19 protein-coding genes are annotated in these 24,809 nt (G+C 56.5%); 4 read left to right on the top strand and 15 right to left on the bottom strand.

Translation table 11 applies throughout. The features are described 5' to 3' along the window. Nucleotides 1–132: 132 nt before the first annotated feature. From CPH17_RS19080 to CPH17_RS19045, 8 genes are all read right to left on the bottom strand, one after another. On the bottom strand, nucleotides 133–1,254 hold the full coding sequence (locus tag CPH17_RS19080) for an ABC transporter ATP-binding protein (RefSeq protein ID WP_074395802.1): 1,122 nt from the start codon (nucleotides 1,252–1,254) through the stop codon (nucleotides 133–135). Between the two features lie 20 nt (nucleotides 1,255–1,274). Then, entirely contained in the window at nucleotides 1,275–2,153 is an 879-nt protein-coding gene (locus tag CPH17_RS19075) for a carbohydrate ABC transporter permease (RefSeq protein WP_074395801.1), read from the bottom strand. Then, a complete protein-coding gene (locus CPH17_RS19070) occupies nucleotides 2,146–3,078 on the bottom strand; it encodes a carbohydrate ABC transporter permease (protein ID WP_172822092.1) in 933 nt (310 codons plus the stop codon). The genes CPH17_RS19075 and CPH17_RS19070 overlap by 8 nt, the downstream gene beginning before the upstream one ends. A gap of 81 nt (nucleotides 3,079–3,159) precedes the next feature. After that, nucleotides 3,160–4,437 (bottom strand): ABC transporter substrate-binding protein, encoded by a 1,278-nt coding sequence (locus CPH17_RS19065; protein WP_074395800.1) that lies wholly within the window; start codon nucleotides 4,435–4,437, stop codon nucleotides 3,160–3,162. 116 nt (nucleotides 4,438–4,553) lie between these two features. Further along, the gene (locus CPH17_RS19060) at nucleotides 4,554–5,768 is read right to left on the bottom strand and encodes an AGE family epimerase/isomerase (RefSeq protein WP_074395799.1); all 1,215 of its coding nucleotides are present in this window, start codon (nucleotides 5,766–5,768) and stop codon (nucleotides 4,554–4,556) included. Between the two features lie 63 nt (nucleotides 5,769–5,831). After that, nucleotides 5,832–7,250, bottom strand: coding sequence for an ATP-binding protein (locus CPH17_RS19055; RefSeq protein WP_441316777.1), 1,419 nt, complete (start codon nucleotides 7,248–7,250; stop codon nucleotides 5,832–5,834). An 80-nt stretch (nucleotides 7,251–7,330) separates the two neighbouring features. Continuing rightward, a complete protein-coding gene (locus tag CPH17_RS19050; RefSeq protein WP_074395797.1) occupies nucleotides 7,331–8,056 on the bottom strand; it encodes a response regulator in 726 nt (241 codons plus the stop codon). Between the two features lie 116 nt (nucleotides 8,057–8,172). Then, nucleotides 8,173–8,970, bottom strand: a complete 798-nt coding sequence (locus CPH17_RS19045; protein ID WP_074395796.1) for a Cof-type HAD-IIB family hydrolase — start codon at nucleotides 8,968–8,970, stop codon at nucleotides 8,173–8,175. 160 nt (nucleotides 8,971–9,130) lie between these two features. Here CPH17_RS19045 and CPH17_RS19040 point away from each other — a divergent pair, with 160 nt between their 5' ends. Then, on the top strand, nucleotides 9,131–11,071 hold the full coding sequence (locus tag CPH17_RS19040) for an exoribonuclease II (protein WP_074398448.1): 1,941 nt from the start codon (nucleotides 9,131–9,133) through the stop codon (nucleotides 11,069–11,071). A 549-nt stretch (nucleotides 11,072–11,620) separates the two neighbouring features. Further along, nucleotides 11,621–12,490, top strand: a complete 870-nt coding sequence (locus CPH17_RS19035; protein WP_074395795.1) for a hypothetical protein — start codon at nucleotides 11,621–11,623, stop codon at nucleotides 12,488–12,490. 107 nt (nucleotides 12,491–12,597) lie between these two features. Here CPH17_RS19035 and CPH17_RS19030 read toward each other — a convergent pair whose 3' ends face one another. Both CPH17_RS19030 and CPH17_RS19025 read right to left on the bottom strand, forming a co-directional pair. After that, nucleotides 12,598–13,713 carry an extracellular catalytic domain type 1 short-chain-length polyhydroxyalkanoate depolymerase gene (locus CPH17_RS19030; protein ID WP_074398447.1) on the bottom strand — a complete coding sequence of 372 codons (1,116 nt, stop codon included), beginning with the start codon at nucleotides 13,711–13,713 and terminating at the stop codon, nucleotides 12,598–12,600. 14 nt (nucleotides 13,714–13,727) lie between these two features. After that, nucleotides 13,728–14,207 carry a CopG family transcriptional regulator gene (locus CPH17_RS19025; protein ID WP_231896518.1) on the bottom strand — a complete coding sequence of 160 codons (480 nt, stop codon included), beginning with the start codon at nucleotides 14,205–14,207 and terminating at the stop codon, nucleotides 13,728–13,730. 157 nt (nucleotides 14,208–14,364) lie between these two features. Between CPH17_RS19025 and CPH17_RS19020 the strand changes: the two genes are divergently transcribed. Together CPH17_RS19020 and CPH17_RS19015 are read left to right on the top strand one after the other, a co-directional pair. Then, a complete protein-coding gene (locus CPH17_RS19020; protein ID WP_074395794.1) occupies nucleotides 14,365–15,483 on the top strand; it encodes a glycosyltransferase in 1,119 nt (372 codons plus the stop codon). Continuing rightward, the gene (locus CPH17_RS19015; protein WP_074395793.1) at nucleotides 15,461–16,522 is read left to right on the top strand and encodes a lysylphosphatidylglycerol synthase transmembrane domain-containing protein; all 1,062 of its coding nucleotides are present in this window, start codon (nucleotides 15,461–15,463) and stop codon (nucleotides 16,520–16,522) included. The genes CPH17_RS19020 and CPH17_RS19015 overlap by 23 nt, the downstream gene beginning before the upstream one ends. 53 nt (nucleotides 16,523–16,575) lie before the next feature. On the opposite strand, the gene sucD is transcribed toward CPH17_RS19015, so the two are convergent. From sucD to CPH17_RS18990, 5 genes are all read right to left on the bottom strand, one after another. Continuing rightward, nucleotides 16,576–17,448, bottom strand: a complete 873-nt coding sequence (gene sucD, locus CPH17_RS19010) for a succinate--CoA ligase subunit alpha (protein WP_074395792.1) — start codon at nucleotides 17,446–17,448, stop codon at nucleotides 16,576–16,578. Further along, a complete protein-coding gene (gene sucC / locus CPH17_RS19005) occupies nucleotides 17,448–18,614 on the bottom strand; it encodes an ADP-forming succinate--CoA ligase subunit beta (RefSeq protein WP_074395791.1) in 1,167 nt (388 codons plus the stop codon). Before sucC ends, sucD begins: the two co-directional genes overlap by 1 nt. A gap of 147 nt (nucleotides 18,615–18,761) precedes the next feature. Further along, complete coding sequence (gene lpdA, locus CPH17_RS19000; RefSeq protein WP_074395790.1) at nucleotides 18,762–20,201, bottom strand: dihydrolipoyl dehydrogenase; 1,440 nt, start codon at nucleotides 20,199–20,201, stop codon at nucleotides 18,762–18,764. 90 nt (nucleotides 20,202–20,291) lie between these two features. Beyond that, nucleotides 20,292–21,881, bottom strand: coding sequence for a 2-oxoglutarate dehydrogenase complex dihydrolipoyllysine-residue succinyltransferase (odhB, locus tag CPH17_RS18995; RefSeq protein WP_074395789.1), 1,590 nt, complete (start codon nucleotides 21,879–21,881; stop codon nucleotides 20,292–20,294). Nucleotides 21,882–21,919: 38 nt separating this feature from the next. Further along, nucleotides 21,920–24,751, bottom strand: a complete 2,832-nt coding sequence (locus CPH17_RS18990) for a 2-oxoglutarate dehydrogenase E1 component (protein WP_074395788.1) — start codon at nucleotides 24,749–24,751, stop codon at nucleotides 21,920–21,922. Nucleotides 24,752–24,809 lie beyond the last annotated feature (58 nt).

Raw genomic sequence — 24,809 nt, 5'->3', positions numbered from 1 at the left:
TACAAAATTTTCCGACATGGCTTACACAAACTTTTCAAAGGCGCCTCCTTTTAAAGCCTACCTAGAGCATCCCAATAGCAAGAGCTTCCTCCCACAACGTAGCGACACACTACGCTGTGGGAAGCTGATTCATTAAGCAATACGCTGCCCGGTTTCGGCATCAAATAGAATCGCCCGCCCCATATCAACACGCAGCGATAAGCGCTCCCCTGCAACCACCGCGCATTTAGGCCCAACGCGGGCGGTCACTTCCTGTTCACCCAGCGGTAAGCGCAGCAAGATATCCGCCCCGGTAGGTTCTACCACCGCCACACTGGCACTCAGCAGAGTTCCTTCGGCTTGGGACGTTAACCGCTCATCCTCTTCGCTGAAGTGCTCTGGGCGTAGGCCAAGAATGACCTGCTGGTTAAGCCGTTCGGCCATATCTGGGGCGATGCGCTCTTCCGGCCAGGGCAGCACCAGCTCATCCTCACCCGGCGTGGCAATGCGAAGTTGATAACCGCCGTTGTTATCTTCCAAGGTAGCGCGAATGAAGTTCATTGATGGCGAGCCCATAAAGCCGGCCACGAACATATCCACCGGGTTGTTGTAGACCTCGTCGGGGCTGCCAAGCTGCAAAATACACCCATCGCGCATCACCGCTATACAGTCGGCTAGCGTCATTGCCTCAACCTGATCGTGGGTCACATAGACAATCGTTGTGCCCAGGCGCTGGTGGAGCTTTTTGATCTCGGTGCGCATATCAACACGCAGCTTGGCATCCAGATTCGACAGTGGCTCATCGAACAAATACACCTTGGGTTCACGGGCCAGGGCACGTCCCATGGCGACCCGCTGACGCTGCCCACCTGACAACTGAGACGGTTTACGCTCTAGCAGGGGAGAAATCTGCAGCAGGTCGGCGACACGCTCGACGGCGGCCTCACGCTCGGGCTTAGGCACCTTGCGCATTTCAAGCCCGAAGCTGATGTTCTGACGTACCGTCATGCTCGGGTAGAGCGCGTAGGACTGGAACACCATGGCAATATCCCGCTCGGAGGGTGTTCGCCATGTGACGTCTTCGCCGTCGATATAAATATTGCCGCTGGTGACGGGCTCAAGCCCGGCAATGGCATTCATCAACGTTGATTTACCGCATCCGGACGGGCCGACCAGAATCAGGAACTCGCCGGAATCGATCGATATACTGACATCTTTCAGCACTCGCTCGGTGCCGAAGTCTTTGCGCACGTTGTGGATTTCTAACGCTGCCATAATGGTTCACCTTGTTATTGTTAGCCTTTCACTGAGCCGGCCGTGAGCCCGCGCACGAAGTATTTTCCCGCCAGCACGTACACCACCAGGGTGGGCAGCGCAGCAATCATCGCCGCCGCCATATTGACGTTGTATTCGCGCACGCCAGTTGAGGTGTTGACCAGGTTATTAAGTGCGACGGTGACGGGCTGGGTGTTGTGGCCAGAAAACGCCACGCCGAACAGGAAGTCGTTCCAGATTTGGGTGAACTGCCAGATCACCGACACCACGATAATCGGCGTTGAAACGGGCACTAAAATACGCCAGAAAATGCGGAAAAAGCCGGCACCGTCCAGCTTCGCCGCTGACACTAGTTCATTGGGTATGCCTACATAAAAATTTCGGAAAAAAAGCGTGGTAAAGGCAATACCGAACACCACGTGAACCAGGATCAACCCCACACGGGAGCTAGAAATGCCCAGCCACCCAAGGGTTTGCGCCATGGGAAGCAATACCACCTGAAACGGAATGAAACAGCCAAACAGCATCAGCGCGAAAACCAGCTCCGAGCCTTTAAAGCGCCATTTGGTTAGCGCATAGCCGTTCAGCGCACCAATCGCCGTGGAGATCAATACAGCTGGAATCACAATCGCGAACGAATTCCAGAAGTAACCGCCAACGCCATCGCAGCGCATACCGGTACAGGCCTCTCCCCAGGCTTTGGTCCACGGGGCCAGCGTCGGGTTTTGCGGCAGCATAAGCAGTGTGCCTGCGCTGATTTCACTGAGCGGCTTCACCGAGGTCATCAACATCACCACCAGCGGTAACAGGTAGAACAGGGCCGCGAGGATCAGCACGCCGTATACCGCCAGTCGACTGATGCGCGCAGCGAGCGTTTGACGACGAATCACATTAGCCATGCCGGCGACCCCTCAATTCGGAATACAGGTACGGAATAAGAATGGCCAATACACCGCCCAGCATTAGCATGGCACTGGCAGAACCCAGGCCAATTTGCGAGCGGTTAAAGGCGTATGCGTACATGAAGGTAGCGGGGAGATCTGACGCATAGCCTGGCCCACCGCCGGTTAGCGCGACGACAAGATCAAAACTTTTGATCGCAATATGCGCCAGGATCATCACGGCGCTGAAAACCACCGGGCGCAGGCATGGCATCACCACCCGCCAATAGATGCGCGGCAGGCTGGCACCGTCAAGCTGAGCCGCTTTGACGATGCTGTCGTCGATTCCCCTAAGCCCTGCTAAAAACAATGCCATGACAAACCCCGAGGCTTGCCATACGGCCGCAATTACCAGGGTATAAACCGCCATCTGCGGGTCGACCAACCAGTCGAACCGGAACGATTCGAAGCCCCAACTGCGAACCATCGCCTGAATGCCCAGGCTGGGGTTAAGTAACCATTTCCAGACCACCCCTGTGACGATGAAGGACAATGCCATGGGATAGAGGTAGATCGTGCGCAGTGCGCCTTCCTGGCGGATTTTTTGGTCGAGCAACATCGCCAGTAACGCACCAATGACCAAGCAAATCACCACAAACAGCGTGCCAAAAATCATCAGGTTGGTAGACGCCACCCACCAGCGTTCGTTTTGCATCAGCCGGGCATACTGACCAAAGCCAACAAAGTCGTAGCTGGGTAGCATGCGTGAACTGGTGAGCGACAAAACAAAGGTCCACAGCATGAAGCCGTAAACAAAGAACAATGAAATAGCCACCGAAGGGGCAAGCACCAAGCGCGGCAGCCACGCCTGCAACCCACTCGAGGTCGCGGCAGGCGGAGCAGGTTGCCCGGTAGGGGTAGGCGTCGAAAAGAAATTTTTCATGGAGAAACGTCCTCGCCAAGAAGCGGTGGCACCGCCATCACGGCGGCGCCGGTCAGCGCCTATACAGGTTGCGAATGAACGTTAGAACGAGGCCGCTTCAGCGGCGTTGACCAGCCGTTCAGCAGCTTCTTCGGCTTGCATGTCGTCGTCATTGAAGTAGTTGGTCACGACATCGAAAATAGCCCCCTGGACATCGGAACGAACGGCCATATTATGGGCCAGGCTAGGCACGAGACCACCCTCTTCAGCGGTGCGCTGAAAATCGGCTAGCGACTGTTGGGCACAGCTGTCGAACTCGCTCATGTCCAGATCAGGCCGCGCAGGAATCGACCCCTTTACCTTGTTGAACGCCTCCTGAAATTCAGGTTCAAGCACCAGGCGAGCGAGTGTTTGCTGTGCTTCCTGGACGTCTGGCTCAGTGACTCGGAACATCGCAAAGCTATCGATGTTGAACGTAAAGGCGTCTTCGGTGCCTGGAGCGGCTACACAGAGGTAATCTTCCCCGGCGGTCAACCCGGCTGCGGTGAACTCACCCTTGGCCCAGTCCCCCATCAATTGCATGGCCGCCTCCCCATTGATGACCATGGACGTAGCGATGTTCCAGTCACGCCCTGACATGCCATCATCCATCAGCTCACGGAGCTGCTTGAAGGTCTCAAGTGCCTCGATCATAGTGTCGCTCTCGATCGCTTCGACATCGAGGTCGACGAATACTTGGCGATAAAAATCACTGCCTCCCAAGCTGAGCACAACGCTTTCGAAAATGGTCGCGTCCTGCCAGGGCTGACCACCATGCGCGAGTGGCACATAGCCTGCTTCACGCAACTGTTCACCAACTTCAAACATCTCATCCCAGGTGGTGGGAATCTCGACACCGGCATCGTCGAACACCTCAGGATTAGCCCATAACCAGTTGACCCGGTGCACGTTGGCCGGGACCGCCACGTAATTCCCCTCGTAACTCATCATGTCGGCAACGACATCAGGCAACAATTCATCCCAGTCGCCTTGCTCAGCCACTTCATCAAGATTACCCAGCAGGCCCAGCTCGCCCCACTCCTGGATTGATGGTCCATTAATCTGCGCTGCCGACGGAGGATTGCCCGACATAGCACGTGACTTGAGTACCGTCATGGCGCTATCCCCTGCACCGCCAGCCACCGCAAAATCCTCCCACGTGTGGCCTTCAGCCTCGACGAGATCCTTCAGCACCCCTACGGCCTCAGCTTCACCGCCGGAAGTCCACCAGTGCAACACTTCAACTTCACCTGCCTGTGCCTGAGTTGTGGACATAGCGGTAACAACGGCAAGGCCGAGTAGTGTTTTATGAAACGAAGGGAATGGTGTGAATGCACGCATAGGGCGTATCTCCGATATTGTTAGTATATTGTCAGCCGTTTAAGAGACGACCAAAGATAACCATATCCCATTCGTTACAAGCGCAGGGTTACCTAGTAATGGATAGTATTGCGTGGTTATTGCAGGCTTGAAACATTCCGCAAGGTCTTGATGACGTCGTAGCAAGCCCCCATGGTGTGATAATCAACTTTTCCCGCCGGGCTCTTCTCGTCGGAATAACACCGATTATCCGGGGTCAGGATGCGATACCAGGCACCGTGACGATGATCGATCATATGCGACCAGCTAAATTCCCATAGCCGCTCATACCACTGCCAGAATCTCGGTTCACCTGTACGCTGGCCGAGCATAGCCGCGCAGGCCAGGCTCTCGGCCTGAACCCAGAAATATTTATCCGCGTCGAATATGTTCCCGGCTAGATCCAGGCCATACACCAACCCACCGTGCTCGGGATGCCAACCGGCCTCTACACTGGTAAGAAACAGTCGGCTGGCGGTGGGCAGAAGCCAAGCCTCTGGCGCTCGATGCTCCAACAGCATCAGCAGTTTGGCCCACTCGGTCTGATGGCCCACCTGATAGCCCCAGGGGCGGAATAGGTGGCGAGGATTGTCGCGGTTATACTCCAGGTCTGGTTGCCACTGTCGATCATAGTGCTCCCAGATCCAGCCTCCCTGCTCGGGCTTATTGGCAATTGCTGCGTCATGCTGCGCAGACGCTAGGCAAAAGGCTCTAGCAAGCTGGAGCGCACGCTCAAGAAATGCGCGGTCCCCCGTCGCATCGTAAGCAGCAATCAGCGCTTCGCAGCTATGCATATTGGCATTCTGCCCACGATAGTCAGACACCTGCCAGTCTCGATCCGCCTCGTCAGCGTAGCGCTGCCAAGGCGCTTCCCAGAAGCGGCTCGTTTGAAGTTCGTGCACGCGATACAGGCCTTCGCGCGCCTCTTCAATGCCAGCCTTAAGTGCCGTCGCATAGGCCAGTAGCACAAAGGCCAAACCATAGCAGTGGTTGGTGTCATCCTCGATGCTCTTTCCGTCAAGCGTCCAGGCGTAGCCCTGGTAGTCGGGCTGAAAATGGAAGCGTTCGATAAATGCCAGGCCATGTCGCGCCCAATCTAGATATTCTGGACGCTTGAAGTGCTCGCCGTAGCGGGCATAGGTAAATACGTAGCGAGCGCTGGAAACCAGATGGCGGTGGCGGCGATTATAGATTTCGCCATCGTCACGCAGGTAATGAAAGAAGCCCCCCTCCGGATCAATGGCCCGTGGGTGATAGAACGCCATCGTCTTGCTGATGTGAGCCTGGAGTGAGGCGATATCGTAGAAATCCATGTGCGAATCCTTGGCAGCGATGAACCTTTAACCTAACCGATATCTGAAGCCGCGCCATGTTTCCTAATGCTGCAAAGTATTGCTCTGCTCTCGGCGCGGCAGGCTGAGGGAGACAACCAACCCGCCTTCAGGATGGTTGGCGAGCTGAATATCGCCGCCGTGGGCACGCGCAATATGCCGAGCGATGCCCAGCCCCAGACCACTGCCGCCGGTATGCCGACTGCGCGACGGCTCCAGGCGGACAAAGGGCGAAAACACGCGCCCTAGCTGCTCCTCGTGAATGCCGGGGCCGTGATCGCGGATACGTAAGGTAATCACGTTGCCCTGGTCGATTAGCTGCACGTCGGCCTGCTTGCCGTAGAAAACGGCGTTCTCAAGCAGATTGGCCAGACAGCGCTTGAGCGCCAACGGTTTGGCGATCAGCGGTGCAGCGGGCTGGCTGGGCTTCTCAATCTTCACTTGGCCACCCTGGAGGCTAAGCTCTTCCGCCAGTTCTTCAAGCAGAGGCTCCAGCGCGACGGGGGCTGGCTCCTCATGCAGATCCAAGCCTTTCACCGAGGCTAAGGCGCCCTTTACCAGACTATCCAGCTCATCCAGCGAGGCGCAAAAGCGCTCGCGCTGGTGGGCATCATCAAGCATTTCGGCGCGCAGACGCATACGGGTTAAGGGCGTTTTTAAATCGTGGGAAATCGCCGAGAAGAGCCGCTCACGCTCTTCGATTTGCTCGCGGATGCGCCGTTGCATACGGTTGAACGCCACAGAGGTAGCGGCAACTTCCTTGGGACCGCTCTCTTTTAGCGGCGGCATATCCAGATCGTCGCCCAACTGATTCGCCGCTCGGGATAGCCGCGCCAACGGCCTTGTCACACTGGTAATCCCCCACAGTGAGAGCCCCAGCACGCTAAGCAGCACCAGCAACCCGACCAGCAAACGCTCCTCGGAGAGCCAGCGATAGCCGCTAAAAATATCCGGCACACCCAGCAGCGTCGCAACGTAGAGCCAGGTGTCCGGGGCAAGCTCTAACTGAACGACTAAAATCGGCGGGGAAAGCGGCTCCATCAGCAGGCTGTGCTGCCCCCAGCGCGGTGGCAGATCGTAGAGCAGTACTTCGTTATTGAGCACCCGCAGGTTTTCGGGGCGAGAAAACTCGACAATCACATCGTCAATATTGAGCTGCTGGGTAAGCACCGAGCGCACATTATTCACCACCACCTGTTTTTCCGGCCCAGAGCCGATATCGTCAATGGTCAGCCTGCGTTCGTTGACGCTGACAAAAAACCGCGTGCCGCCCATATTACGCAACTGATCCAGCACGATATGACGGTAGTCGACAGGCAGTGAGCGAAAAAACTTCATGGTAGAGGCGATGCTAAACGCCATATTGGTGGACAACTCATCAAGCTGGGACAAGTGGCTAGAGCGCACCTGGGACGTCCAGATCGCGTAGCTGGCCCCCTGGGCAACCAGCACACCGGCGATCATAATAATTACGAAGCGCCCGCGCAGCGAAGCCGGTAACCAGCGGGCAAGCCCACGACGCAATTTTACCCACTTCACGGGTTTCACGTTAATGCGTCTACCTGAGCGGTTAATACGTAACCCGACCCGCGCACCGTACGAATCAGCTGCGAGTGCTGGGCGTCTTCACCCAGCCGTTGGCGCAGGCGGCAAACGTGAACATCAATAGAGCGATCAAGTGGCGGCGCATCCCGCCCGCGGGTAAGCGCATAGAGATCGTCGCGGGTGAGCACCTTGGCCGGGTGCTCTAAAAACACCTGCAGCAGCTGAAAATCAGCCCCCGAAAGCGCGGTTCGCCCGCCTTGCAGGTCAATTAGTTCGCGCGTCATGCGGTCAAGCTGCCAGTTGCCAAAACTGACCCAACGCGCCTGCCCGGCGGGCAGCGCAGTTGGAGCACTGCGGGTACGGCGCAGCACCGCCTTGATGCGTGCCAGCAATTCCCGGGGATTGAACGGCTTGCCCAGATAGTCATCAGCCCCCAACTCGAGGCCGAGGATACGGTCCGTCTCATCGGCACTGGCGGTGAGCATAATAATCGGCACATCGCTGTGCTTTCTGACATCGCGACAGATGGTGAAGCCGTCATCACCGGGGAGCATCAAATCGACAATTAATAAGTCGGGGGTATGTTCCACGCACAGAGCATTTAGCGCGTCGGCGCCATCCCCGGTGAATACCCGATAACCGTGCCGCCCAAGGTAGTCGGCGAGCAGTTCACAAATTTCCGGGTCATCATCGATCACAATCAAGGTAGCGGGCGTGGTGGTCATCGCAGCAGTTTCAGCCCTACGTTGTTGTCGTTATTGGGCCTTGATGATGGTCTAGGGATTAACTAGTAGCAATACCGCTACGACCAAGGTTGCATTAGCATCGTGATCTATTGCGCCTAAAGACCAAACCGCTTTTTAAGCCAACCGGCAACGGCAGCTTCACCGTGGTGGCCGATACGCTCGGCGCCCTTTATACGATCAAATAGCGCTGGGTGGGCGTTAGCCATTATCTGGGCCTCCCCCGCTATGTCGAGCATTTCAGTATCGTTAAGGTTATCACCAAACGCCAAGCACTCTGCTGGGGTTAATTCCAACCGTTCAAGTAGTGACGCCAACGCCACGCCTTTGTTGACCCCGCCCGCCATGATCTCCAACGAGTCAATCGTTGAGTAGGTAATATGCAGCGCATCGCCGTAGGACGATTGGGCCTGAGCTTCCAGCTTTTTCAGCGACTGCGGGTCGCCTATATAGAGCACTTTGCCCACGCCATTAGTGTCCATCTGCGATGGGGGCACTACGTCATATTCAAAGCCGGTGGAAACGTGGAGCGATAATAAGTGCGGGGCCTCTGCATCAATATGCCAGCCGCTTTCGCGATATAGGTTAAGCCGCACCTGAGGCGGACGTGGAAGATCAATCAGCGTCTTGGCATGTTCAGGCGCAAGATGATTAGCCGTCAGCAAGGTATCTTTCGGGTCGTGAACATAGGCGCCGTTGGTACTGATCAAATGGGCAGGAATATCCAACTGATCACGAAACACCTTCATATCGTGGTAATGGCGACCAGAGGCGAGCGCGACGTGATGACCTTGCTTCACCAGTGCTCGCAGCACCTCAACGGTACTTTCATGCAAAGTGTGGTCGCTTCCTAGTAGGGTTCCATCAAGATCCGAAACAATTAGCCTTGGTGTCATAGCGCGCTCCCGAAAGTTGTATCGGTAGCTTAACCGATTCAGCAAAAGGCATGTAAGTGGTTGTCTTGTCGTGTTTGAAAGCAACCAACCACAACGACAATTGGCGCAGCCAGTGTGAATCCGTATAGTGGCAACCTACCTTCGCCAACTGATTGACCTCATGCTGCAAAACAATTCCGTGCTTGCTTCCCTCAAGCAACAGATTCGTGACACCACTCCGCGTGCCGAAGGGGTGATTAAAGCTACCGAGAAAGGCTTTGGGTTTCTCGAAACCGACGACGGTGAATCCTATTTCGTACCGCCCCCCGCCATGAAGCAAGTGCTTCACGGCGACCGGGTGGAAGGCGTGATTCACGAGAACGGTGATAAAAAGTCCGTCGAGCCTGAGAAGTTGATTGAAGCGGGGCTCGACCGCTTTGTTGCTCGGGTGCAAAAGCGCGAAGATCGTCTGGCAGTGGTGCCCGACCATCCCTCAATTCGCAACGTACTCAAGGCGCGCATTAAGAACAGCCTGGACGAATCCACCATTGCCGATGGCGACTGGGTCGTCGCGCGCTTGGTGCGTCACCCGCTGAAAGAGAACGACCGCGGCTTCTTCAGCCAGATTGACGAGCTGGTGGCCAAATCCGACGATCCCGCCGTGCCGTGGCGTGTCACTCTGGCGCGTCACGCGCTTGAGCAGGAATGCCCTGATGCGGGCAGCGACTGGCCGCTGATGGATGAAGGCCTGACCCGTGAAGACCTCACGGCGCTCCCCTTCTTCACGATCGACGGCGAAAAAACCCGCGACATGGATGACGCCCTGCGCGTTACCCAGCGCGAGGAAGGCGGCTGGCAGTTGAGCGTCGCCATCGCCGACCCCACCGCCTACGTCAAAGAAGGCCACGCGGCTGACCTGGAAGCGCGCACCCGCGCCTTTACGGTTTACCTGCCGGGTCAGAACGTCACCATGCTGCCCGAGCAGTTGGCCGATGACCTCTGCTCGCTGTGGGAAGGCAAGGATCGCCCGGCGCTGGCTTGTACGCTGGATATTAATGCTGACGGCAGCCTTGGCGATTACCGCTTTTTTGCTGCCAACGTTAAATCCCACGCCAAACTCGCTTACGACCACGTGTCCGACTGGATTGACGGTCAAGGCGACTGGGCACCGGCGGACAACATCGCCGAGCAGCTGACCGCGCTACGCGATTTGACCGAGGCGCGCACGGCTTGGCGTAACGAGCATGCCCTGGTATTTAAAGATCGTCCGGATTACGTCTTCGACCTGGACGATGCCGGCAACGTACTGGCGATTCGCACTGAAGATCGCCGCATTGCCAACCGCATGATCGAAGAGTCGATGATTGCGGCGAATGCCTGCTGCGCTGACTTCCTCGCCAAGCACATCGGCCACGGCATCTTCAATGTGCACCGCGCCTTTGAGCCCGAAAAGGCCGAAGCCGCCCAGGAGTTTCTGGCCGGCCAGGAGATTGAGGTGGACCAGCAAGCATTAACCGAGCTTGCTCACTATAAAGACCTCAAGCGTGCGCTTGAAAGCCGTGACGATGCCTGGCTGGATGCGCGCCTGCGCCGCTTCCAGGGTTTTACCAGCATGTCCGCCCAGCCTGGCCCGCACTTTGGCCTGGGTCTGGCGGCCTACGCCACTTGGACCTCGCCGATTCGTAAGTATGGCGATATGGTCAACCACCGCTTGATCAAGCGCGTGCTGAAGGGTGAACAAGCCCCGGCCGAAGCCAGCCAGCAGCTCACCGAGCAGCTGACCGAACGCCGCCGCCTCAACCGCATGGCCGAGCGTGACGTCAAAGACTGGCTCTACGTGCGCTACCTGACCCCGGCCGCGCAAAACCAGGACACCTTTGAGGCCGAAATCATGGCCATCAACCGGGGCGGTATGCGCGTTCGACTGCTGGAAAATGGCGCGACGGCCTTTGTACCCGCCCCCTTGATGCACAGTGACCGCAGCAAGGTGGTGATTGACGACAAAGAGGGCCGCATCCAGATCGAAGGTGAAGAACGCTACAAGCTTGGCGACCCGCTACGCGTGGTGCTGACCGAGGCTCGCGAAGAGACCCGGTCGCTGGTGGCACGCCCTGCCGCTTAAGCACTTTTTAGTACAAACTTGAACGGCAGCCTATAGGCTGCCGTTTTTTTATGAACCCCCTCATAAAATAAGTTCCCCCATACGATAGGAGTATAGCGGCTATATGATGACGCATAACTCATAAGCTATTTCTATCATTGAATCAAAAATCTAATCTATCTGTTTACTTATCCAGCCCCTCTTGAATCTCAATCTTTATAACGGCCAACCAACATAAAAACAAAATAACTTCAATTGCTTGTACGGACGTTACTTTTCTTAAAATTAGACAGAAATGAAATAGACAACCCGAAATCAACCCATTCATTGATAACAAATGACATTTAAAAAATAATTAAATAGACCACACAACCAAGATTTTAAAAGTAAAGATTAAAAAAATAAAATAAATTATCAAACAATTGATATGGAAACAATAATAATCAAAAGCAAACATCAATACACCCTTTAAAAAACAAGGGTGGATAAAAAACAAACACCACTACTGAACCAAAAATCACTAAAAACCGACTTTGCTTTCAAACGGCGACTCCCATCAGGAGAAAGATTATGAAATTTAAATACACCACCTTGGCTACCGCAATCGCTTTTGCCTTTAGCGCAGGGACAGTATTTGCACAGCAAGCACAAGATCCAAACATCAGAACCGAAATGGCAGATCATGACTTTGATGATAAGGAGTCCCACATAACTCAAGACGGGTCTGATAATGAAGCCACAACAAAACAAACGGGCAATGGCGGTGGTACTCTTGGTGCTTACTCGGTGGTCGATCAAACGGGTAATGAAAACCTTTCAGAAGTAACCCAAGACTCACATATTACCTACTCACGGGTTAGGCAAGAAGGTAACAGCCATGTAGCCGATATCAACCAGTCCGGCAATGCTAACCAATACACATACTCTTGGGTTGATCAATACCAAGGAAATAGCAACACAGCAACTGTTACACAAGTCCAATCAGCCGTTACTGGTTCTGTTATTGTACAGAGTGGGTCTGATAATGACGCTACCGTAAACCAACAAAGCCATCCCTACACCCTCGACTTCAATGAGAGCCACATTTACCAAACTGGCGATCTTAATTTTTCTAATGTAAACCAAACCAATGCCAAAGCCTCTTTTAGTGATATTTTCCAAGTAGGAGATGACAACAGCGCTGATGTAACCCAAGAAAATGCGCCCGAGTCCGATTCAGACATTCTCCAAATCGGCAACTCGAATGATGCAATCGTTATCCAACGCGATGGTAGCGGCTCTATATCCGATATAATTCAAGAGGGCGACGGCCACTATGCCAAAGCGACACAACTGGATAATCTCCAAACATCAACCATCCACCAGAGCGGCGGTGCGGCTATCACCACGCACCACCAATCGGGTGGTAGCAGCAACAAAGCGACCACTATCCAAAACTAACTTTCTGCCTCTATAGGTCACTTACAAGTGGCTTCAGCTTATGCACCACAACCACGGCGCCTCAAGGCGCCGTGGTTATGTCTGCTGCTGTGCTTCTGTTTGCCGACCTAAGCCAGCTGGTGCTGAAAGAAGAAACGTAGCATTTCGCCTGTCGCATCGGGACCTTTTGGGTCGGTGTAGCTGCCCTTCGCACTGCCTCCTGACCAGGCGTGGCCCGCCCCGTGTACCTGCCACTGCTCCATGCTTGGTTTGCCGCTGGCATCGAGATGAACTGTACGCGTGTAGGCATGCCCGTTGGCCACGCGGCCCTGCTCGACGGTGGGTTGGCCGCCAACTTCGCGAGGCCTGCCCTTTTCGCCCGCTGGGTGCGAGGCGTACTGGGCGGCAACGCGGTCGGCATTGCTGGGGTGTACGGTGGTGTCGCGGTCACCATGGAAGATGATTGCCGGCACCTGCGATGCCCACTTGGCACTTTGCGCAGCGCTGCTGAGAGGTCCGGTGCCGCCCTGCATAGCGCCCAACGCATCGGGTAGGCTTTTTGCCACGCCGTGGGGAAGGCCGGAGTGCACGCCCACCGCTGCAAACAGGTCTGGATAGGTCATCGCCAGTGTCGTCGCCATGGCGGCACCGGCGGAAAGCCCGGCGACGTAGACGCGCGAGGCATCGAGCCCATACTGGTGGATAATTTGCCGGGCCATGCCTGCAAGGATGGCGGGCTCGCCGCCCTCACGCTGCTGATCTTCGGCCTTGAACCAGTTCCAGCACTTCGAACTGTTGGCAGTCATTGGCTGGGCCGGATAGAGCACACAAAATTGCTGGTCTTCGGCAAGCCGGTTCATATCGGTTCCGGCCGCAAAGTCATCGGGGTTCTGCGTGCAGCCATGCAGCATCACCACCAATGGAAGCGCCTGCCCGTGATAGCCGCTGGGAATAAAGAGCTTGTAATCACGCGTGCCCGCTCGGCAACTAAAACTGCCGGTGGTGAACGCGCTGGTATGCGCTCGCCGCGCGTTGCCGGGCGATAAAGTCGGCGCAGCCGGATCATCGACGACCTCCCAGGTGCCTTCGAAGGTATTGCCTCTCCAGGAAGGTTGTTTCGGCGTTTGCCTGCCCTGCGTTTCAGGCATGGCACCCTTCAGGAGGGCCATGGCGTCGTGGAGCTTGCCCGCACGCGTGAGCCGGGTTGCTTCTTCCATCCGTTGGGTGATGCTGTCGCTGATCATGGTCATGTCCCTCATTAGTGGATTCGATCCGCCAGGGCGGCCTTGACGGCCGCGCTGGCATGCAAGGCGCCAAGCACCACGACCGACTCAATAGTGGCGCGGGCAAGCTCCGGGGTAACGTCATCCGAGATGCTGGCCATCCCCAGCACCTGAATCTGCAGCATCTCGCCCGCCGCCTGCCGGGCTTCAAGGTCCCCGCGACTGTAATGCTCAAGCCCCAACACGAATGCCTTGCGGGTAACGGTCTCTTTCACGTCCTCGGCATGGGTCGCCAACTGATTGCGAATAGCCGTACGAATCAAGTCGGTTCGGTTGGAATAGAAGCCTTCTTGAACTAGCAAATCGATTTTCCCCAGGTCAACAACCCCCAGGTTGATGGTGATTTTCTCGCTTGTGTCGCCGGATCGGCGGCGCAGTTCATGCACGCTCATCGGGTATGCCTCGCTGCCCTGGAAGTGATTACCCAACCAATTTAACATCCAATTGGAATCCATATACCATCCATATAGATGGTATCTTGGACCTATCCCGGCATTAGTCAAGCGTTAGCTACGCAATACGGCCCATAAACACGGAACAGGCCACTGTCGTCGAACTGACTTATTTGTTGGTTAAGGTGATTAACGTCACCCAAGCGGCACGGAGGTTACCTTGCACATCGCCGATGTCACCATGTTTCACGCCCCCGCCAGTGGCGGCGTGCGTACCTACCTTCAGGCCAAACATCGCGTCTTTGCCCGCTATCCTGAACTGCGCACCAGCCTGCTGGTCCCGGGCGCTGAGTGGGACAGCCTGGGCGATCAATACACGTTACCGGCGTTTCGCTTACCCCTTGGGCAAGGCTATCGCTTTCCTCTGCGCACCCGCCCTTGGCGCGATGCACTGATGGGCCTTAGCCCAGACATCATTGAGGCGGGTGATCCCTATGTAACCGCCTGGGCAGCGCTTGAGGCCGGACAACGACTGGGCATTCCTGTGGTCGGGTTTTATCACTCGGATCTACCACGCTTGATGGGCGACCGCTTTGGGCAGCATGTCCGACGACGCTTAATCCGCTACGTAGCGTCTCTGTACCGCCAGTTTGACAGCGTCCTCGCCCCCTGCCAGGCCATGGCGGACCGTCTACAGGATTGGGGCGTCGAGCATGTCCGCGTACAGCCACTTGGGGTCGACATCAAACATTTCCATCCCAATCAGTACGACGCTGACTTTCGCGCCAGCATGGGCATTCCCCAGCATAAAAAGCTGCTGATTTTCGTTGGCCGCTATTCCAGAGAAAAGAATATCGATGTACTGCTGACCACCATGCGTAAGTTGGGCAGTGACTACCACCTTTTGCTGATGGGCCCGGGTATGCCGCATCAGGTACCTGCCAACGTCACCGTTGTCGACCGCTGTTGCGGGGCTCATGAGGTGGCCAAGGCGCTGGCCAGCAGCGATGCATTGCTACACGCTGGCACGCGGGAAACCTTTGGCTTGATCGCTCAGGAAGCCATGGCCTGCGGCATCCCTGTGGTCGCCGCACGCGCCGGCGCGCTTGCCGAGAACGTGCCGCTTGGCGCGGGCATTTTATGTCGCCCGTTGGACGCAATCGCGATGGCTGAGGCCTGCGACGCGCTATTCAGCAACGACATCGCCGCCAGCGGCCGTTATGCGCGCCGCCATGTGGAACGTCACTTCAACTGGGATAGCGTGATGCACGCGCTGCTAGCGCACTATGAAAGTCTGACCAATACTGCCCTGCCTTATGCGCTCCCCCAACCGCGTTAAACCCGGCAACGGGCGTCGCTGGCGGTCGCTGCCTATCGTGATGATCGTCCTGGCGCTGGGTTTGCCCTTGCTGCTCACCGCCTGGGTCGGCGGCAGCGAGGCCTGGCAGCGGGTGAGGCAGTTCCCGCTAGGTATACTGCTGCTGATGCTGACCCTCGCCGCGCTATGCTGGAACCTGAACGCCGCGCGGCTGCGTTTGATGTTGGGCGGCCGGGCAGGCGCGCTCGGGCAGCGCGGTGCCCTGGGTATTGAGCTGGCCTCCAAGTTCGCCCTGTGCGCCACGCCAGGCGGTAGCGGCGGTGCCGCCACGCTGCTGGTGCTGTTGGCCCAGCGCGGCCTGCCGCCTTCCAAAGGCAGTGCCGTGTTCTTGATTGACCAGGGCTGCGACATGCTGTTCTTTCTCAGCATGCTCGGCGGGCTGGTGCTGTGGTCGCTGATCGGTGATGTTCACTGGCCACATCAGGCACTGGTGCAGTCGGCGCTGGCGGGGCTGGTAACCGTCGCCACTCTGATCTGCCTGCTGGTCTACCACCTTCCCCGCCTGCTGCGCGCGCAGCGCTTCAGGCTCACCTGGCTCAGTCGTTACCGACGGCGGCGGCTTGCCCGTGGCTTTTTGGGGTTTCGCCAGGCGCTGAAGGTAACCCTGTCGCTGCCACGGTCCACGCTGCTTGCGATGCTCTTATTAACCACCGCGCACTGGCTGATGCGCTACAGCCTGCTCTACTTGGCCGTGCTGGGCGTCGGCGGCAACGTCGATTGGGTATGGACGTTCTTAACCCAAATGCTGGCCATGGCCGCCAGCCAGCTGAGCTTTTTGCCCGGCGGTGCCGGGGCTGCGGAAGTCGGCGTGGGCTCGCTGCTGCTGCCGTTGATGGCCGCTGAACAGGCGGCCGCCGCCGTGCTGATCTGGCGACTGGTCAGCTATCACCTGTATTTAGCTGTCGGCGCGCCGTTTTTTCTGAGTTATGGGTTCCGTCTGCTCAAACCAGCGAAATTACCCGAGCGCCAAAACATCGGCACAAAAAAAGAGCACCCTTAGGTGCTCTTTTTCGATCGGGCACGCTGTATCGCGCGCCTTTCAAGGTAACCCGCTTACCAGCCGGTTACTTCCTTCAACGCGTCGCCGATCTCGGCGAGCGAACGCACGGTTTTGACACCGGCATCTTCCAGGGCAGAGAACTTCTCGTCAGCGGTGCCTTTACCGCCAGAGATGATCGCGCCGGCGTGGCCCATACGCTTGCCAGGAGGTGCCGTCACACCGGCAATGTAGGAAACCACCGGCTTGGAAACGTTGGCTTTAATGTAAGCCGCCGCTTCTTCTTCGGCAGTACCACCGATTTCACCGATCATGACGATCGCTTCAGTTTTCGGGTCCTTCTCGAACATTTCTAGAATGTCGATGAAGTTGGAGCCCGGAATCGGGTCACCGCCGATACCAACACAGGTAGACTGACCGAAACCATGATCCGTGGTCTGTTTAACGGCTTCATAGGTCAAGGTACCAGAGCGCGATACGATGCCTACACGGCCCGGCTGGTGAATATGGCCTGGCATAATGCCGATTTTGCATTCACCCGGGGTGATAACACCGGGGCAGTTCGGGCCAATCAGGCGCACGCCCAGCTCGTCGCATTTTACTTTCGCTTCGAGCATATCAAGCGTGGCGATGCCTTCGGTGATGCACACAATCAGCTTGATGCCAGAATTTGCCGCTTCAAGGATCGAGTCTTTGCAGAACGGGGCCGGTACGTAGATTACGCTGGCTTCCGCGCCGGTTTTCTCGACCGCTTCTTTCACGGTGTTGAAAACGGGCAGGCCCAGGTGCTCCTGGCCGCCTTTACCAGGTGTCACACCACCGACCATCTGCGTGCCGTAGGCAATCGCCTGCTCGGAGTGGAAGGTACCCTGGCCACCGGTAAACCCTTGGCAGATTACCTTGGTGTTCTTGTCGATCAGGATGCTCATTACTTGCCCTCCGCCGCTTTAACGACCTGCTGAGCCGCGTCGGTCAGACTGGTAGCCGCGATGATATTCAGACCGCTAGACGCGAGTTTTTCCGTACCTAGCTCGGCGTTGTTACCTTCCAGACGCACCACTACCGGCACGTTGACACCGACCTGCTCAACGGCACCGATAATGCCTTCAGCAATCATGTCGCAACGCACGATGCCGCCGAAGATGTTAACCAGAACGGCCTTGACGGAGTCGTCAGACAAAATCAGTTTGAAGGCTTCTGCTACGCGCTCTTTGGTCGCGCCGCCGCCAACGTCAAGGAAGTTGGCCGGTTTGCCACCATTCAGATTGACGATATCCATGGTGCCCATGGCCAGGCCAGCGCCGTTTACCATGCAACCGATGTTGCCATCCAGCGCGACATAGTTAAGTTCCCATGCAGCGGCTTCAGCTTCGCGCTCGTCTTCCTGAGACGGGTCACGCATCGCCTGAAGGTCCGGGTGACGGTACAGCGCGTTGCTGTCGAGGCCCAGTTTGGCGTCGAGGCAGTGTAGGTTGCCTTCGTCAGTAACCACCAGCGGGTTAATTTCCAGCAGAGCTAGATCTTTATCGTGGAACAGCTTTGACAGACCTAAGAAAATCTTGGTGAACTGTTTGATCTGGTCACCGGAAAGACCCAACGCAAATGCCAGCTCACGCGCCTGGTAAGGCTGCGCACCGACCAGCGGATCGATCTCAGCTTTGAGAATTTTTTCGGGCGTTTCTTCGGCAACCTTCTCGATCTCGACGCCGCCTTCGGTAGAGGCCATAAAGACCACACGGCGGGTCGTACGGTCGACGACAGCACCCAGATAAAGCTCATCGGCGATATCGGTGCAGGTCTCAACCAGAATCTTGGCGACCGGCTGGCCATGTTCGTCAGTCTGGAACGTCACCAGGTTTTTACCCAGCCACTGCGCGGCAAAGGCTTTGGCATCAGCAGGATCTTTAATCAGCTTAACGCCGCCCGCCTTACCACGACCGCCTGCGTGCACCTGGGCTTTAACCACCCACATGTTGCCGCCGATCTTTTTACATGCTTCTTCAGCTTCTTCGGGAGTGTCCACAGCAAAGCTTTTGGACACTGGCAGACCATAGTCAGCAAACAGCTGTTTGCCTTGATACTCGTGAAGGTTCATCGATTCATGCCATTGGTTGCATGTGACTCGAATGATGACCAGTCCATTGAGGTACTGATCATCCCCGTGCTTTCGTGTCTTGAACGTAACGCCAAGGCCGAAAGTGTTGCGCCACCTGTCGGTGGCGCTTCGTTGTTGCTTACTGGATTACTTGCGTTTCTTGCGGTTAGCCATATGAATAGCATGGCCTTCTACCGCGAGCGCCGCTTCATGTACCGCTTCCGACATCGTCGGGTGGGCATAGCAAGTCAGCGCGAGGTCTTCAGCGCTGGAGCCGAATTCCATCGCAATCACGCCCTGGGCAATCATCTCACCGGCGTGCTGACCCACAATGTGCATGCCCAGAATGCGATCGGTTTCCGCATCCGCGATGATCTTGGCGTTGCCTTCGGTGGCATTGTTGGCCATCGCACGGCCGCTGGCCGCGAAGGGGAAACTACCGGTTTTCACCTCGATACCTTTCGCCTTGGCTTCTTCCTCGGTAATCCCCACCCAAGCGACTTCCGGGAAGGTGTAGATGACGTTGGGAATGGCGTCGTAGTTCATCTCGGCCTTATGGCCGGCGATAATATCCGCCACCATGATGCCTTCTTCGGAAGCCTTGTGCGCCAGCATCGGGCCACGTACGCAGTCACCGATGGCGTAAACGCCCGGGACATTGGTGCGGCACTGGTCGTCAACGAAGATGAAGCCACGCTCGTCCAGCTCAACGCTGACCCCATCGGCAATCACGCCTTTGGTGTAAGGACGACGACCCACGCAGACAATCAGCTTGTCGAAGGTTATTTCCTGCTCGCCTTCGGCGTCGGTGTACTTGACGGTGACTTCGTCGCCGTTGGTTTCCGACCCAGTCACGCGAGCACCGAGTTTGATATCCAGGCCCTGCTTCTTGAGCAGCTTCTGGGTTTCCTTACCGATGGCACCGTCGACCATGGGCAGGAAGGAGTCCATGGCTTCGAGAACCGTCACCTCGGAACCCAAGCGGTTCCACACGCTGCCCAGCTCCAAGCCGATCACGCCCGCTCCAATCACACCCAAGCGCTTCGGCGTTTCAGTGAACTCAAGCGCACCGGTGGAGTCGACAATCAGACCTTCGGTCAGCGGGGTCGGTGGAATTTCCACCGGCACCGAGCCCGCCGCCACGACGATGTTATCGGCGTCGTAGGTAGTCGCTTTGCCGTCTTTATCGGTCACTTCCACTTGCTTGCCGGAAATGACTTTACCAGTGCCGTCAATGGCGGTGACGCCGTTGGCCTTGAACAAGCCCGAGATGCCGCCGGTCAAGTTCTTAACGATCTTGTCCTTGCGCGCCATCATCTTCTTAACATCCATGGTGACGTCACCGGCTTGGATACCCAGGTCGTCGAAATCGTCTTTCGCTTCGACGAACTTATGCGACGCTTCAAGCAACGCTTTAGACGGGATACAGCCAACGTTCAGGCAGGTACCGCCGTGTACGACGTTACCTTCCTTGCCGATCCACTTTTCCACACAGGCGGTTTTCAGCCCGAGTTGCGCCGCACGGATGGCCGCTACATAACCACCAGGGCCGGCACCAATAACGATCACATCAAACTTGTCAGCCATGTTGGCTCCTTTAGCTTGGGTGCCTTCTCCCTTGTGGGGCAGAAGGCAGGGTGCGATTGAACGTGAGTGCTTGGGTAGGTCGCGATGACCTTACACGTCCAGCAACAGGCGTGCGGGATCTTCCAGCAGCTCTTTAATGGTCACCAGGAATTGCACGGCGTCTTTGCCGTCGATCATCCGGTGGTCGTAGGAAACCGCCAGGTACATCATGGGGCGAATCTCGACCTTGCCATTAACCGCCATGGGACGTTCCTGAATCTTGTGCATCCCCAGAATGGCGGTTTGCGGCGGGTTAATAATCGGGGTCGACATCAGCGAACCGAAGATACCGCCGTTGGTAATCGTAAAGGTGCCGCCCTGCATTTCGTCGATGCCAAGCTTACCGTCACGTGCACGCTTACCGAAGTCGACGATTGTCTTCTCGACATCGGCGATTTTCATGCTATCAGTGTCGCGCAATACCGGCACGACCAGGCCACGCGGCGTCGACACCGCAACGCCGATATCCTGGTAGCCGTGGTACACGATTTCAGTACCGTCGATGGAGGCATTAACGTCCGGGAAGCGCTTGAGCGCCTCGGAGGCGGCCTTGACGAAAAAGCCCATAAAGCCGAGCTTGGTATCGTGCGCTTTCAGGAACGTATCCTTGTACTGCGCACGTAATTCCATGACCGCTGTCATGTCCACTTCGTTATACGTGGTCAGCATGGCAGCGGTTTGCTGTGCCTGGACCAGACGCTTGGCGATGGTTTGACGCAGACGGCTCATAGGAACGCGTTTCTCAACGCGCTCACCTTCAGCAGCGGGGGCTGCGGCCGCTTTCGCAGGGGCAGCAGATTTTGCAGCTTTCTTGGCCGAACCATCTTTTACCACTTTTTGAACGTCTTCTTTCAAGATACGGCCACCTTTGCCGGTGCCCTCAATCTTGGCTACGTCCAGGTCATGCTCGGCGACCATTTTGCGGGCGGCCGGGGCGAGGATTTTGTCACCAACTTTCTCATCGGCATCATCACCATCGCTGCTGTCTGCTTTTGCGGGCGCTGAATCGCCACCGCTATCGCCACTACTTTCACCGCCTGCGCCTTCGGTGAAGGTCGCAAGCACAGCTTCTGACTCAACCTGGCTGCCTTCTTCGGCTTTGATCTCGGCCAGGGCGCCATCAGCGGGCGCGACGACTTCAAGCACCACTTTGTCGGTTTCGATGTCGGCCAGCACGTCATCGCGCTTCACCGCTTCGCCAACTTTTTTGTGCCATGTAGCAACGGTGCCTTCCTGGATGGACTCAGGGAAGCTCGGTGCTTTCACCTCATGCTGCTTACCACCGCCGTTACCGCCGCTGGCTTTTTTAGCTTCTTTCTTGTCGTCAGATTTCTTTTCTGACTTCTCCGCGCTGTCATCGCTAGAAGACGCACCTTCTTTCTTGCCGCTATCGCCGGAGGCTTCGCCTTCGCCGATTTTACCCAGCACCTGCTCAGACTCGACGGTATCGCCTTCCTCGGCCATCACGTCGGTCAGGGTACCCGCTTCCGGTGCGACGACTTCGAGCACCACTTTGTCGGTTTCAATTTCAACAATTAGCTCGTCACGCTCAACGCTGTCGCCCGGCTTCTTATGCCACGCGGCCACAGTGCCTTCGGCAACGGATTCCGGAAAGGTTGGCGCTTTGATCTCGGTAGCCATGTCGTTTCCCTTATGTGTTCTCTAAATCCGGTGGGCGATTAAAGATTAAACGCGTCTTCCACCAGCTGGCGCTGCTGTTCAGTATGAACGGACATATAGCCGGCTGCCGGTGCGGCAGAGGCAGGACGTCCTGCGAATTTCAACTCACGTCCTAGGCCATCTTTCAGCATATCGGCCACGGTGCGCATATGGTGCTGGCTGGAGTACCAAGCGCCTTGATTCAACGGTTCTTCCTGGCACCAGACAATGTCTTCCAACTGGGTATATGCCTGAAGGGCTTCTAAAAGCTCTTCTTTCGGGAAGGGGTAAAGCTGCTCAAGGCGCAGGATCGCCGTATCTTGACGCTCGTTTTCAGCCCGCCAATTGGCAAGATCATAGTAGACCTTGCCCGCACACAGGACGACGCGCGTAACCTTCTCGGCTGCCAGCTCTGCCTGGTCGGGCAGTACCATGTGGAACTTGCCATGGGCCAAGTCTTCAAGGCTCGACGTCGCTTGTTTATGACGCAACAGCGATTTAGGTGACATCACCACCAGCGGCTTACGCAGCGGACGAATCACCTGACGGCGCAGTAGATGGTAAATCTGCGCGGGCGTGGTCGGCACACATACCTGCATGTTGTGCTCAGCACACATTTGCAAGAACCGCTCTAAGCGAGCCGAGGAATGCTCGGGGCCCTGCCCTTCATAGCCATGGGGTAGAAGCATGGTTAAGCCGCACAAACGGCCCCACTTGGTTTCACCCGAAGAGATGAACTGATCCACAACGACCTGCGCGCCATTGAAGAAGTCACCGAACTGGGCTTCCCAAATCACCAAGTCATTCGGTGCCGTGGTCGAGTAGCCATATTCGAACGCCAGCACCGCTTCTTCCGAGAGGAAAGAGTCGTGAATAGTAAAACGCGGTTGGCCGTCTGACATATTCTGCAGTGGCACATAGGTAGAGCCATCTTTCTGGTTATGCACCACGGCATGGCGATGCGAGAAAGTACCGCGCCCTACATCCTGACCGGTAATACGGATCGGGTGGCCCTGCTCAAGTAGCGTTGCGTAAGCCAGGGTTTCCGCAAACCCCCAGTTGAGCCCCATACCACCGGCCTGCATCTTGCGGCGATCTTCATAGATCTTAGCCACCTGGCGCTGTACATCGATTCCGTCTGGAACCTCGCACATTTTCGCGGCCAGCTGCTGCAGCTGCTTCATGTCGAAGGTGGTATCAGCATCGCCGGTCCATTCGTGGCCGAGGTACGGCGTCCAGTCGACAAATAGCGATTTGTTAGGCTCTTGAACCAAGGCGTTGGCCACGTGGTTACCGGCCACCAGATCGTCGCGGTAGGTTTCGATCATCGCCTTGGCGTCTTCTTCAGACAAAACGCCTTGCTCCACCAGCCGCTTGGCATATAGCGAGCGCGAAGAGGGATGGTCTTTGATCTTCGAGTACATCATCGGCTGGGTGCCAGAAGGCTCATCGGCTTCGTTATGACCGCGCCGACGGTAGCAGACAAGATCAATCACCACGTCTTTCTTAAATTCCTGACGGTAGTCTAGTGCTACCTGGGTAGCATGGAGCACTGCGTCCGCATCATCGCCGTTAACGTGAAAAATCGGCGCCTGAACCATTTTAGCGATATCGGTACAGTATTCGGTGGAGCGTGCATCCAGCGGGTGGGACGTGGTAAAGCCCACCTGATTATTGATCACGATGTGGATCGTGCCGCCAGTTTTATAAGCGCGGGTTTGAGACATCTGGAATGTCTCCATGACCACACCCTGCCCTGCAAACGCCGCATCGCCATGGACATTAATCGGCAGTACTTTGCTGCCTTCTTCGTCGTTACGACGGTCCTGACGTGCGCGTACTGAGCCTTCCACCACCGGCGCGACTATTTCCAGATGCGACGGGTTGAACGACATCGCCAGGTGGACTTCGCCGCCCGGTGACATGACGTTCGAACTGAAACCCTGGTGATACTTCACGTCACCCGAACCGCGCTCGATGACTTTTTTGCCGTCGAACTCGTCGATCAACTCAGCCGGGTTTTTACCCAGGATATTGACCAGCAGGTTGAGGCGCCCGCGGTGAGCCATACCAATTACGACTTCTTTAGTGCCGTAACCGCCCGCCCGCTGGATAAGTTCGTCCATCATCGGTACAAAGGCTTCGCCGCCTTCCAGACCGAAGCGCTTGGTGCCCGGATACTTGGACGCCAGATAGTTTTCCAGCCCTTCGGCGGCGGTCAGGCGTTCCAGCACGTGCTTGCGCACGTCATCGCTGAACTTGGGCGCACTGCGTACCGACTCGAAGCGCCGTTGTAGCCAGCGTTTCTCTTCGGTATCGACAATGTGCATGATCTCGCAGCCGATCGAGCGACAGTAGGTGCGTTCCAGCGCATCCACAATCTCGCGCAACGGTGCTTTGTCGATGCCTAAGAAGAACGAACCAGTCTGAAACTCGGTATCCAGGTCAGCTTTGGAAAGCTGATGGAAAGAAAGGTCGAGGTCGGGGACGGGGGTGGGATTACGCAGCCCAAGCGGATCGATATTGGCCTTTTGATGGCCACGAAAGCGGTAAGCGTTAATCAGCTGCAGGACTTTCACCTGCTTTTTATTCTCGCCACTCTCAGCGGCAACTACCCGAGCAGGGCGATTTTCACGGCCCAACTGATAGAACTGATCACGAATAGGGCTTAGTGGAACATCGTGGGAGGCACTGCCCTCGGGCCGGGGCAACTGGTCAAAATAGCTGCGCCACTCGTCAGGGACAGATTCAGAATCGTCAAGGTACTGCTCGTAAAGCGCTTCCACGTAGTGGGCATTGCCACCACTAACGTGAGAGGAACGCCACATCAACTCCATTATGCCTTGTTGCATTTCTCGGTCACCCTGCACTGATGGGGTGGTATCGGTATCGTCGCGTCACCGCGGCGAC

Origin of the sequence: Halomonas sp. hl-4 (genome assembly GCF_900215475.1) — a bacterium.
Classification (GTDB): domain Bacteria; phylum Pseudomonadota; class Gammaproteobacteria; order Pseudomonadales; family Halomonadaceae; genus Vreelandella.
The sequence above is the reverse complement of the archived record's forward strand: the minus strand, read 5'-3'. Positions and strand labels throughout refer to the sequence as shown.